The 12,177-nt window shown below is 49.1% G+C and carries 13 protein-coding genes; 8 read left to right on the top strand and 5 right to left on the bottom strand.

Features of this window, described 5'->3' with window-relative positions:
- Nucleotides 1–2: 2 nt before the first annotated feature.
- Both U0008_RS02015 and U0008_RS02010 read right to left on the bottom strand, forming a co-directional pair.
- Nucleotides 3–695 carry a fimbrial biogenesis chaperone gene (locus tag U0008_RS02015; RefSeq protein ID WP_043490577.1) on the bottom strand — a complete coding sequence of 231 codons (693 nt, stop codon included), beginning with the start codon at nt 693–695 and terminating at the stop codon, nt 3–5.
- Nucleotides 696–751: 56 nt separating this feature from the next.
- Nucleotides 752–1,276 carry a fimbrial protein gene (locus U0008_RS02010; RefSeq protein ID WP_043490575.1) on the bottom strand — a complete coding sequence of 175 codons (525 nt, stop codon included), beginning with the start codon at nt 1,274–1,276 and terminating at the stop codon, nt 752–754.
- 515 nt (nt 1,277–1,791) lie between these two features.
- Here U0008_RS02010 and U0008_RS02005 point away from each other — a divergent pair.
- Nucleotides 1,792–1,923 (top strand): type 2 periplasmic-binding domain-containing protein, encoded by a 132-nt coding sequence (locus tag U0008_RS02005; RefSeq protein WP_264097094.1) that lies wholly within the window; start codon nt 1,792–1,794, stop codon nt 1,921–1,923.
- A 134-nt stretch (nt 1,924–2,057) separates the two neighbouring features.
- Here the strand turns inward: U0008_RS02005 and U0008_RS02000 are convergent, their stop codons facing one another.
- A complete protein-coding gene (locus tag U0008_RS02000) occupies nt 2,058–3,479 on the bottom strand; it encodes an aminotransferase-like domain-containing protein (protein WP_043490572.1) in 1,422 nt (473 codons plus the stop codon).
- Between the two features lie 195 nt (nt 3,480–3,674).
- Here U0008_RS02000 and U0008_RS01995 point away from each other — a divergent pair, with 195 nt between their 5' ends.
- The 4 genes from U0008_RS01995 (at nt 3,675) to U0008_RS01980 (ending at nt 6,794) form a co-directional block, all read left to right on the top strand.
- The gene (locus U0008_RS01995) at nt 3,675–5,078 is read left to right on the top strand and encodes a cytochrome ubiquinol oxidase subunit I (RefSeq protein WP_043490567.1); all 1,404 of its coding nucleotides are present in this window, start codon (nt 3,675–3,677) and stop codon (nt 5,076–5,078) included.
- On the top strand, nt 5,078–6,085 hold the full coding sequence (cydB, locus tag U0008_RS01990; RefSeq protein WP_043490564.1) for a cytochrome d ubiquinol oxidase subunit II: 1,008 nt from the start codon (nt 5,078–5,080) through the stop codon (nt 6,083–6,085). The genes U0008_RS01995 and cydB overlap by 1 nt, the downstream gene beginning before the upstream one ends.
- A 16-nt stretch (nt 6,086–6,101) precedes the next feature.
- Nucleotides 6,102–6,254, top strand: coding sequence for a DUF2474 domain-containing protein (locus U0008_RS01985; RefSeq protein ID WP_072008144.1), 153 nt, complete (start codon nt 6,102–6,104; stop codon nt 6,252–6,254).
- Nucleotides 6,255–6,323: 69 nt separating this feature from the next.
- Nucleotides 6,324–6,794 (top strand): YlaC family protein, encoded by a 471-nt coding sequence (locus U0008_RS01980; RefSeq protein WP_025798632.1) that lies wholly within the window; start codon nt 6,324–6,326, stop codon nt 6,792–6,794.
- Between the two features lie 130 nt (nt 6,795–6,924).
- Here the strand turns inward: U0008_RS01980 and U0008_RS01975 are convergent, their stop codons facing one another.
- Nucleotides 6,925–7,842, bottom strand: coding sequence for a bestrophin family protein (locus U0008_RS01975; RefSeq protein WP_043490559.1), 918 nt, complete (start codon nt 7,840–7,842; stop codon nt 6,925–6,927).
- 356 nt (nt 7,843–8,198) lie between these two features.
- Between U0008_RS01975 and U0008_RS01970 the strand changes: the two genes are divergently transcribed.
- From U0008_RS01970 to U0008_RS01960, 3 genes are all read left to right on the top strand, one after another.
- The gene (locus U0008_RS01970) at nt 8,199–8,498 is read left to right on the top strand and encodes a cupin domain-containing protein (protein WP_025798627.1); all 300 of its coding nucleotides are present in this window, start codon (nt 8,199–8,201) and stop codon (nt 8,496–8,498) included.
- Nucleotides 8,499–8,714: 216 nt separating this feature from the next.
- Nucleotides 8,715–9,941 (top strand): L-lactate MFS transporter, encoded by a 1,227-nt coding sequence (locus U0008_RS01965; protein WP_043490557.1) that lies wholly within the window; start codon nt 8,715–8,717, stop codon nt 9,939–9,941.
- Nucleotides 9,942–10,145: 204 nt separating this feature from the next.
- Complete coding sequence (locus U0008_RS01960) at nt 10,146–10,718, top strand: HdeD family acid-resistance protein (RefSeq protein WP_025798622.1); 573 nt, start codon at nt 10,146–10,148, stop codon at nt 10,716–10,718.
- A 295-nt stretch (nt 10,719–11,013) separates the two neighbouring features.
- On the opposite strand, the gene fucO is transcribed toward U0008_RS01960, so the two are convergent.
- Nucleotides 11,014–12,162 carry a lactaldehyde reductase gene (gene fucO / locus U0008_RS01955; RefSeq protein ID WP_043490554.1) on the bottom strand — a complete coding sequence of 383 codons (1,149 nt, stop codon included), beginning with the start codon at nt 12,160–12,162 and terminating at the stop codon, nt 11,014–11,016.
- Between the last annotated feature and the right edge of the window lie 15 nt (nt 12,163–12,177).

The raw sequence follows: 12,177 nt of genomic DNA, 5'->3' as shown, positions 1-12,177 counted from the left end.
AATTAATGGATTTCTGATGTGATCGGATTGGTTAGTCCGCCGAAATCGGTAATTGCGCGATAGGTTACATTGCCGATACCCCCACTACCTGCAGGCAGGGTGTAATGGGCTTCATCTTTAGGTAAAACCAAATTTACGCCAGGTATATCTTTACCTGCAATTTTCACCTCACCGAGGCTCACAGAATAAGCAGACGGATTTTTAACAATTAATTCATTGCCCTGATGTACCCACTGTAGCTGTGCTGGCGCATCTTCCGCTTTTCCAACTAATCCAGAGGGACGATAGAACATTTTTATGCGGGTCGTAATAGCCAGCTGTAATACGTTCTGAGGCCCATTTTCTGCAGGCATTGGTGGAATAGATTTTACATTCACCCAATAGACGGATTCACGGTCTGAGGGCACCTCACCTGCTGTTTTTACAATGCGAAGCATGTTTTCATTTTTAGCATTCAATCTGAACAGCGGCGGCGTAATGGCAAAAGGTACTTTCTTATTACCATTTTTGTCATCAACCCAAGATTGAACCAAAAAATACTGCTCCGTATTTTTATTATTTACGGTAAGGGAAGCTTCTTTATTATTGGCATTGTAAACTACACGAGTGGCACCTAAAGATATGCCACCAGCAGCAAATACGGAATGTGAAGCAGCTATTAATGAAATAGCTGCTACTAATTTATTAATTTTCATAATAGTCTCTCTGGATTCCCGGCATCATTAATTAATGACACCGGTTAAATTCATACTTATTTATAAGCTATTTGGAAATCAGCCTGAGCATTGGCATGACCAGAGACAACAGGCACCTTAGTTGCTTTATAACGAGCTTTAAAATACAAAATGTTTTGACCATTGACCAGACTCATATCGCTGCTTGCCTTATTCATAGACACGATAGCTCCAGACTGATCGGTAATTTCAATACCTACGCCTTTTGCTGCACCAGCTTCACCACCGACCGCCAACAAATCAGTATCAATATCATCGGAGGTACCGCGGAAAGTCACGTTGGCATTTTTCAATGTTGTTGTGTTGCACTCTTCCAAATCAATATTGAAGTCTTTAAATGCTGAGGTATCTTTTGCTTGCACAAAGGTAGATGATTGTACCTCACCCAAGTTAACATCTTGATATTGAGTATCGCGGCTAACCACACACGGGCTTTCAACAATAGAACCAGTAAAGTTAATGGTTCCATCTTTTGCCATAGAACATTGGCTGAAAGCAGCGAGAGAAAGCGCAAGACACAAAACAGACTTATTTAAGCTCATGAATTTTTCCTTAATCTATAGATATGACATCCACTCATTTGGATGTTTTGGGGCAAAAAGCTAGCGTACTGAGTACAAACATTGATTTTTTTAATCAAAAAAAATTCGTCTCACACCGCAGAAAGCATGTTAGTGATTTTTTTTAAAATGTCATGTTTAAAATAAACGAGATATGAATCAGGAAGGAAAAAATCAGCTAACCAATTGTTTTAATTGACTCAATACAGATTAAGTCCTGCTAAATTCTAAGTATAGTCAAATGAAATTAAGCTTTATTTAATTTTGAATTAAAAAAAACTAAATAACATTTTATTTTAAATTAAATTAAGTAATGCGTAGCTTTAAATTTAATAACTTCATTATATTAAAACACCATGAAATAAAAACCATTTTTATATATAAATTTACAATTAAATAAAACAACACTCAGCGTTCTTAAAAACCATCATGGTGTAGGGATGAGAATGTCACACGGCGGCATTTATCATTGGGGATGAGAACGTCATCAGCAAAAATTGGCCGTTAACATACCCACGCGTATTGTGCTAAGCGAAATGCGCGCCATCCATCAGGCTGCACGCAGTGGCATTGGCTTGGCCTTTATTTCTGAATGGCTCATCAGTGAAGATCTCGCCAGTGGAAAATGAGTCAGCGTTCTCGATGAGTGGTGTCCCTATTTTGATGGGCTAAGGCTCTATTATCCCGGCCGCCGTCATCCGCCTGCCGAACTCAAAGCACTCATCGAGCTAATTCTAGAAATACGTGATAGAAAAACTGCCGCTTAATCAGCTATCCCCATCATTTCACGCACGATAACCGCCAGTTTTTGCACCGCTTTTTCGCTTTTGTCTGTCCATTCATGAGAGACATTAAAGCGAAAATAGTTGGTGTACTGATTGCTGGCAGAAAACATCTGGCCGGGGGCGATGCTAATCCTTTCATTCAGCGCTCGATGGTATAGCTCGGTCGCATTCACATTGATAGGTAGCTCGACCCACAGAAAATAGCCGCCGTGTGAATAATTAATATTCACGCCCTGCGGAAGATGTGCGCGAAGTGACTGCCATGCCGCATATTTTCGCTGCTCCATCACTCGGCGCAGACGCCGCAAATGACTGTCATAACTGCGAGTGGCTAAATAGTTTGCCAGCGCCAGCTGCATCGGTGCGCTGGTCGAAAGCGTGCTCATTAGCTGCAACTGCTGGATTTTTCTCGCCATATTTCCCGCCGCCACCCAGCCAACACGAAATCCGGCCACTAAGCTTTTCGAGAACGAAGAGCAATGCATGGTCATTCCCGTCTCATCAAAAGCTTTGGCCGGAAGCGGTTTTTCGCCACCGGCATACAGCTCGCCATAAACGTCGTCTTCAATCAAATACACGTTATGCCGCTGTAAGAGCGCCACCAGCTGCTGTTTTTTCTCAACCGAAAGCGTGCAGCCTAACGGGTTTTGGATATTGGTCATCAACCAGCACGCGCGTACCGGATAAGTCTTTAGCGCCTCTTCTAACGCCGCTAAATCAATGCCGAATTCGGGATGTGCCGCAATTGAAAGAGCCTTTAGCCGCAGGCGTTCCAGCGCCTGCAATGCACCGTAAAAACACGGATTTTCTACAATTACCCAGTCGCCCGGCTGCGTAACGGCCTGTAAACTCAGGTTCAGCGATTCTAATGCGCCCGCGGTAATAACGATCTCCTCAGGATCAATGCGAATGCCCTGCATGGCATAGCGTTTCGCGAGGATCTTACGCAGATCCTCATTGCCCGGCGGCAAATTATCCGTGGCGCTTAGCGTGGTCATCGCCCGCGCCACCGTGGTCAACGATTTACTAATTTGTTGGCGAGGAAACAGGGTTGGATCGGGATACGCAGAGCCAAACGGCACAATGGCGGGATCGCGGCTGGCCTGCAAAACATCGAAAATAAACGCGTTGATGCCGACTTCTTCGGCACGCTGCACGGGTTCATGCGTAGGCGATGGGGCTAAAAACTTCGCCTGCGGCGCAACATAATAGCCCGACTGAGGACGGGAAACGATCCACCCTTGGCTCTCTAGAATTTGGTAGGCGTGCATCACCGTCATCAGGCTCAAACCAGAGTGCAAAACCTGCTCACGCAGCGACGGCAGCTTATCGCCAACTTGCCAAATTTCAGCGGTGATCTGCCCGCGAATGCGTTTTACCAAGTCTTCATATTTTGCCACTGCGCTCTCCGAGAGGGTGTCGTCGCCATGATCCAAATCAAACTGTTATACATTAAAACAACATTTCTGTTTCTGTCATATCTATTTTACAGCCCGTAAGATCCCTTTCATCGTTCCGGCCCTGATCGCTCCGGCACTCCGTTTCTCACGCCTGCAATTTACCGCGCAGAACTTTATGTCAGTACGAGGCTGTCCATGTTCGGATTAGACGCATTCCATCTCGCCAGGATCCAGTTTGCTTTTACGGTATCCTTTCACATTATTTTCCCTGCCATCACTATCGGGCTAGCCAGCTTTTTGGCGGTGCTAGAAGGTTTATGGCTCAAAACGCGTAACCCAGATTACCGCACGCTCTATCACTTTTGGGCGAAAGTGTTCGCCGTCAATTTCGGCATGGGTGTGGTTTCCGGCTTAGTGATGGCTTATCAGTTTGGCACCAACTGGAGCGGATTCTCCCAATTTGCGGGCAGTATTACCGGCCCGTTGCTCACCTATGAAGTGCTCACCGCATTTTTCCTTGAAGCCGGATTTCTTGGTGTCATGCTGTTTGGCTGGAACAAAGTGGGCAAAGAGCTGCACTTTTTTGCCACCTGCATGGTGGCGCTCGGCACGCTGATGTCGACATTCTGGATCTTGGCGTCCAACAGTTGGATGCATACCCCACAGGGCTATGAAATCGTGAACGGTCAGGTGGTTCCGGTTGATTGGCTAGCGGTGATCTTCAACCCTTCGTTCCCCTATCGCCTGCTGCATATGACCACCGCCGCTTTCCTGAGCAGCGCTTTTTTTGTCGGAGCTTCTGCGGCGTGGCATCTACTGCGTGGAAACGACACGCCTGCCACGCGCAAAATGCTTTCAATGGCGCTCTGGATGGCACTGATTGTCGCCCCGCTTCAGGCCTTTATTGGCGACATGCACGGCCTCAACACCCTTAAATATCAGCCAGCAAAAATCGCCGCGATCGAAGGTCACTGGGAGAATAAACCCGGCGAAGCAACGCCGCTGATTCTGTTCGGGCTGCCCGACATGGAGCGCGAAGAAACGCGCTTTAAAATGGAAGTGCCCTATCTTGGCAGCCTGATCCTAACGCACAGTCTTGATAAGCAAGTACCTGCATTAACCGAATTTGCCAAACAGGATCGTCCAAACTCGCCGCTGGTGTTCTGGTCATTTCGCATTATGGCAGGTCTCGGCATGTTGATGATTTTGCTGGGTGCTATCGGTTTATGGCTACGTTATCGGCAGCGTCTGTACACATCGCGCCCTTTCCTGCATTTCGTGTTCTGGATGGGGCCTTCGGGGCTGATCGCCATTTTAGCGGGTTGGATAACCACCGAAGTCGGTCGTCAGCCGTGGATTGTGCATGGCCTGATGCGCACTAAAGATGCCGTATCTGCCCATGGCGATCTGCATATGAGCATCAGTTTGCTGACATTCTTCGTGGTCTACGGCGCGGTTTTTGGCGTGGGTTATGCCTATATGATGCGGCTGATCCGCAAAGGCCCTGAACCGATTATTCCAGAAGCCCATAGCGAAGCGTTACCTACCGCCGCCGGACGCATTGCCGCTAAGCCCTCTCATCAGCAGGAGACTCACTAATGGGTATCGATCTGCCGCTCATTTGGTTCGCCATCATTATTTTCGCCACCCTGATGTATATCGTGATGGATGGCTTCGATTTAGGCATTGGCATGTTGCTGCCCGTCACCCGTGATATGCAAGAGCGCGACATGATGGTCAACACCGTCGCCCCCGTGTGGGACGGCAACGAAACGTGGCTAGTGCTCGGCGGCGCGGCGCTGTTTGGCGCCTTTCCTCTAGCCTACGCGGTGATTGTTGATGCATTATCGATTCCTCTCACGCTGATGCTGATCGCGCTGATTTTCCGCGGCGTGGCCTTTGAGTTTCGCTTTAAAGCGCTGCCTAATCATCGCGGATTCTGGGACAAGGCTTTTATCGTTGGCTCAGGCTGCGCCACGTTTATGCAAGGTATCGTAGTCGGCGCCGTGATTAACGGTTTTCCCGTGTCGGAGCGAACCTTTGTCGGGGGTGCATTTGATTGGCTTACCCCGTTTAACCTGTTCTGCGGTATCGGCCTGATGTGCGCCTATGCGCTGCTGGGCAGCACGTGGCTCATCATGAAAACCAGCCATCATCTGCAAAATAAAATGTATCGCATTACGCGCCCTTTACTGCTGGCTCTGCTGGTTATTATTGCCATCATCAGCATTTGGACTCCGCTGTCGCACGGCGACATTGCCGAGCGTTGGTTTAGCTGGCCAAACATCGCCTTCCTTTTGCCGGTTCCCGTGCTGACGCTCGTGTGCGCCGGAGTGATTTGGCGCGGAACGCGCCACGGCGATCACTACTTGCCGTTTATGATGACCCTATTGTTGGTTTTCCTCGGCTTTAGCGGGCTAGGGATCAGTATCTGGCCGCATATCATTCCGCCTTCTATCGACATCTGGCAGGCAGCGGCACCGCCGCAAAGTCTCGGATTTATGCTGGTTGGTGCCTTGTTCATCATTCCAATTATTTTGGTTTACACCTTCTGGAGCTATTACGTTTTTCGCGGAAAAATCAGCGCCGACGAAGGCTATCACTGAGTAGACGAGGTAAAACATGACAACGATTGAAGCACAAACGCCCCGCTCTCCGTTATGGAAACGCATGCTGTGGCTGGCGGCTATCTGGGCTGGAAGCGTGTTGGCACTGGGCTGTGTCTCGATGATATTCCGTTTATTGATGACGGCCGCTGGGCTGAAGTCACATTGAGCGCCATTAACCACACAAAAATGATAGAATTATGTTATCAAGCTGTAACATCAATACAGGTGACCGACCATGAGCGAAATTGAACGCATCCTTAAAGAAGAAATCGACAGGGTGAATAAAGCCGAACACCGCGATAATCGTCCGCGCTTTAGCATCAGCTTTATAAAAAAACATCCTGGGCTATTCGTGGGTATGTATCTGGCCTATGCGGCTACGTTGGCGGTGATGTTGCAGTCAGAAACGCTGGCAGACGTAACATGGGTGATGACGCTGCTGTTTGTGGGGTTGAACCTGTTCTTCTTTTTTGACGTCAATCCACGCTATCACTACGACGATATCGACGTTCTGGATCTGCGCGTATGCTTCAACGGCGAATGGTATAACACGCGAATGGTGCCGGACGCGCTGGTCGACAGCATTCTGCAATCCTCTCAGGTAGATGAATCACGCAAGCAGAAGCTACGCGCCATTATGCAGCGAAAATCTGAACTGTCGTTCTACGATATTTTTGCCGTAGGGCAGAATCGATCGCCGGTTTGATCCCCTCTCAATAAATGCCCCCACCCCAGCCCTTCCCCTCGCAGGGGAGGGAGCAGACCTGTTCTCGATATTATTCAAGCGCTCGATCGGCTCCTCCCCCTGAGAAGGGGGAGGCTGGGAGGGGGTAAACTCAACTCAACAAACAATGATGATCCGGTTTCATCGGAATCGGTTTCTCATCATCTTCAATCATTTCCCGCAGATTAATCTCTATCGTGGCAGAAATCGCATTAAGCGGCAGATCGTTTGGCGCCATGCCAAAGGGATCTTCCAGTTCTTCAGCCAGTGAATCCAACGAGATAAAGGTATAGGAAATAAATACCGACACCAGCGGCGTGAGATAGTGTAAATCCGACACCAAGGCAAACGGCAGCAACGCGCAGAACAGATACACAGTGCGATGCACAATCAGGCTATAGGCAAACGGGATCGGCGTATTGGAGATACGTTCGCAGCCGCCAAGAATAGAAGAAAGATGATTCAAGTTGCTGTCTATCGAATGAAAACTGATGTCGCTAATCCGCCCCAATCGGCGCTGTTCACCTAACCACATCCCCATTTTCAACAACAGCGTATTACAAGGAGAGTGACTATTGAGCACCGAATTACGCTCCGATGGCGCCAGCAGCCGGTCTACATCAATACGCATATCAGTTTTACGCAGTTGATGCTTTAAGCAGTAGGTGAACGCAATCAGCAACGAAGTGAAATAGCGTGCCTGTTCTGCTGGATCCGGCATCAGGCTTTTCACTTCCCTTAGCAGCGAACGTTCGGTGATCAGCAAATTCCCCCACAGCAGACGCGCCTCGGTAAAACGCGCATAGCTGGCGTTATTACGAAAACCGAGAAAGATCGCAATGGCAACGCCCAGCAGGCTGAACGGAGCCAACGTCAGATTCACATCCAACATTTCATGCCACAGATAACAAACCACAGCGATGCAGGCAAAACCAAAATTTAAGCTTAAGCGGAAGAGAATTTTAGGTAACACGGAGCCATGCCACACAAATAGGCGGCGAAACCAATGTTGTTGGGGTCTAACAATCATAATTAAGGTGTTTTGTGACGGATGGAGAAAAACCTGCGGCAGAACTTTTAGAAACGGTATTCATTAAAAACAATGTTCACTAAAACAATGTTCGTTAAAAACGGCTTTCGTCAAAATCAGACAGGGACTGACGATCTCGGAATCGATCGACGCGCTAGTGTATGCCTGCATTTTCACTGCTTCAAGCGGTGATACGCCTAGCGAGAATTATCTGATTAAATTCACGCCGAATCCGCTTTATTCCCGCGAATTCCCCCAGCGTTGATGCTTGTTTTCCTCCAGAGTGTTAGGCTGTGCCCTGCTTTTTTTAGCAACTCACATAGAAACAAAAAACCGCAACAATAAGGATAGGTTTCATGGAGACATTCAAAGCACAGACTCCGGCTGAAGAATATGGCGTTGGCATCACCCGCCGTAGCGGAGTTATCAGCAACGGCAAACCTGCCGCTGAGTTAACGTTTGAGTCTGGTGCTTTTAGCCAGCTACGCAAGCAGATGCAAGGTAACACCACGCGCGTGGTTAGCGGAGAGTTTGAATTTACCGTTGGCGCAGAGACGCATCTGCTCATCGCCGGTGAATCCGTCAATATTCCCGTTAACATAATCAGTGGATGCTTCTGCCTTTCCACCGGAGTTTTGGTGGAAACGCCGCTCTAAAACGGCCCTCCCAGTGAATTAATATGAGAAAATTGTGATCCACATCAATTGTGGATCACCCTAAATTACCCTCTTTTACCCCGTTTTTCGTTCATTCATTCCTGCTTTAATGCATTTCATTCCTGCACTCAGGCTATTCATTCCCAGAATGGATCGCTGCCCTATAGATAGCCTTAACATACTCACAGTTAATAAATATTTATCTGGAGCAGCATCATGAATATGACTGGCATGCAAAATTACAATCGCACCCGCTGGCTAACGCTGGTTGGCACCATCATTACTCAGTTCGCTCTGGGTTCCGTTTATACCTGGAGCCTGTTCAACGGCCCTCTGTCTGAAAAACTAGACGAACCTATCAGCCGCGTGGCCTTTTCCTTCGGCCTGCTGAGCCTCGCACTTGCGGTGGCCTCTTCCGTTGCGGGTAAATTGCAGGACCGTTTCGGCGTACGCAACGTCACTATCGCCGCTGGTGTGGTATTAGCGCTGGGGTTCTTCTTAACCGCGCACTCTAACAACCTGATCATGCTGTATCTCAGCGCCGGTATCTTGGTCGGCCTTGCCGATGGTGCTGGTTACCTGATGACGCTTTCAAACTGCGTAAAATGGTTCCCAGAGCGTAAAGGCATGATTTCAGCCTGTGCTATTGGTGCCTACGGTTTAGGTAGCCTTGGTTTCAAATATATCGATACCAGCCTGCTGGCCACTTATGGCTTGGAAAACACCTTCATGATTTGGGGTGGCTTGGCCATGGTGATGGTGATGGCTGGAGCAATGCTAATGAAAGATGCGCCAAAACAAGAAGTTGCTGCATCGAATGCGCAAGGTGAAAGCACCGCGCAGGATTACACACTGGTAGAAGCCGTGCGTCAGCCACAATATTGGATGCTAGCACTGATGTTCCTGACCGCCTGCATGAGTGGCCTGTATGTGATTGGTGTGGCGAAAGATATCGGTGAAGGCATGGTTCATTTGCCTGCCATGACCGCCGCCAGCGCCGTAACCGTGATTGCCATTGCTAACCTGAGTGGCCGCTTGGTGCTGGGCATTCTGTCTGACAAAATGGCACGTATTCGCGTTATCTCTCTGGCTCAGGTCATTTCCCTCATCGGTATGGGGACACTGCTGTTCGTTCCTTTGAATGAAGGTCTGTTCTTTGCTTCCGTTGCCTGTATCGCATTCAGCTTCGGCGGCACGATTACCGTATATCCATCGCTGGTCAGTGACTTCTTTGGCTTAAACAACCTGACTAAAAACTACGGCCTGCTGTATCTGGGCTTCGGTATCGGCAGCATCATTGGTTCTATCATCGCGTCAATGTTCGGCGGCTTCATCGTGACCTTCTCGGTGATTATGACTCTGCTGGTGATTTCACTGGTACTGTCCGCAACCATCCGCATGCCAGGACACCGTGAAGAGCACAATCAGCTAGCCCACGTATAAATTTAGTTTTGAAGTAACACCTGCACTAAGCCACCGCCAGCGGTGGCTTTTTTCTTTTTACATTCCCTACCACTGGCAGCATTGCTTTCCATCTTTAATTAGACCGATTTCCGACATTCTTTGCGCCCATAGCACACTTGTCGTATGACTATAATAAGCCAGAGATTTAACTACCGAACGCAACCTCGAAAATGGAGAGTCATCATGTTAAATATCGATCGTAAAAGTTTGCTCGGTTTGGACGGAAACTTTCTTAAAAAACAGCGTACCTTGCTGTTAGTTATCTCCTTTCTGCTGCTCTTGGGTGGGATTTTCTGCCTGATTAACCCCTTTGCTTCCGGCGCAGCATTAAGCGCCATTGTGGGCACGCTGTTTATGCTCAGCGGTATCGGTTTGATTATCGGGATGATTGCCAACCGCACGCGTAATTTCTGGCCGATGGTGGCGGGCATTCTGATGGGCGTCGCATACATCATTATGGGCTACGTATTTATCACCAATCCGATGGTGGGTATTTTCACCATGTCGGTGATCTTAGCGACCCTCTTTGCCCTCGGCGGTATTATTCGTTTGAGCGCTGGTTACAAACTGCGTGGCGTTAGCGGAGGATGGCTACAAATCATCATTGGGATTTTAGACTTGGCGATTGCCGCCATGTTTATCACCGCCGGGCCAGCCATGTCAGTCACACTGGTCACCACTATTGTTGGGATTGAGATGCTGTTTAGCTCTTTCAGCTGTTTCCAAATCGCGGGGATGTTTAAGAGAGAGGCTTAATTTTGAAATATAGGTGAAAGGTTTCGTCCGCCTATAACACCAAGATGCTTTTTGCTTAGGCCTTGGCAGGACGAGCCGCCGAGACAGGGATGTCTCGGCGGAGTTTGGGGCGCCCCGGATGGGCGATACCAAACCGGAGCGAAAATGGCATCTCGGATAAAAGCGCGCGAGTTAAGAGGCCGCGCGCTGGCGGCCTCTTATCGGACGCCTGCACATATGTCTTATGGAAGTGCATGAGCTAATTGGCGTCCGAAATATTTCACTTAAGCCTTCACTTACCTCAGCATACAAACCTTCACATTGCCGCCAGATACAGCGCCTCGATCTCTGCGATTTTCGCCTGGCGCGGATTCCCTCCGGTACAAACGTCGTCAAACGCGGCCTGCGCCAGCTCTGCGATATCTTCCTCACGCACGCCAACTTCTTTTAGCGAAGCGGGAATCCCCACGTCACGATTCAGTGCCTCTACGGCTTGAATTGCCGCTTCTCGCGCCTGTTCCAGCGTGGCATGAGCCACATCTGCCCCCATCGCCTGCGCAATCTGACGATATTTTTCACCGGTGTATGCGGCGTTATAACGCATGACATGAGGCAGTAAAATCGCGTTGGCTACGCCGTGCGGCGTGTTATAAAACGCACCTAGCGGATGGGCCATACCGTGTACCAAGCCTAATCCCACGTTAGAGAACCCCATCCCCGCCACATATTGTCCTAGCGCCATATCTTCAACGGCCTCTGGCAGACCGGCAACAGAGCTACGCAGTGAGCGAGCGATGATTTCAATCGCTTTCAAATGCAGCGTATCGGTAAGCTCCCATGCGCCGCGCGTGATAAATCCCTCAATCGCATGGGTAAGCGCATCCACACCCGTTGCCGCTTTCAAACTGGCAGGCATGCCGTCCATCATATCGGCGTCGATAAAGGCCACCAGCGGAATATCGTGAGGATCGACACAAACAAACTTCCGGCGATTCTCCTCATCGGTGATCACGTAGTTAATGGTCACTTCAGCCGCTGTTCCTGCCGTGGTTGGGATCGCCAAAATCGGCACGCTTGGGCTATGAGTTGGCGCAACGCCTTCCAAACTGCGCACATCCTCAAACTCAGGGTTGGCGCTGATGATCCCAATCGCTTTGCAGGTATCCTGCGGTGAACCGCCGCCAATGGCGATCAGATAATCAGCGCCACTTGCGTTAAACGTTGCCAGCCCACGCTGCACAACGGAGATAGTGGGATTAGGCACCACGCGATCAAAAACCTGATATTCCAATCCGGCGGCATCGAGTTTAGCGGTCACCTTTTCCACCACGCCACAGGCAACTAACTGAGCGTCGGTTACGATCAGCGCTTTACCATAACCACGGCGCAAAACCTCTGGCACTAATTCGTTCACCGCGCCACGGCCAAAAAACGATGTTTCATTCAAAATCATTCGATTTGTCATAATGAAAACCCTTTA

Source organism: Hafnia alvei, assembly GCF_034424155.1.
GTDB lineage: Bacteria > Pseudomonadota > Gammaproteobacteria > Enterobacterales > Enterobacteriaceae > Hafnia > Hafnia alvei.
Note: the sequence above shows the minus strand (reverse complement) of the source record. Positions and strands in the feature narration are given on the sequence as shown.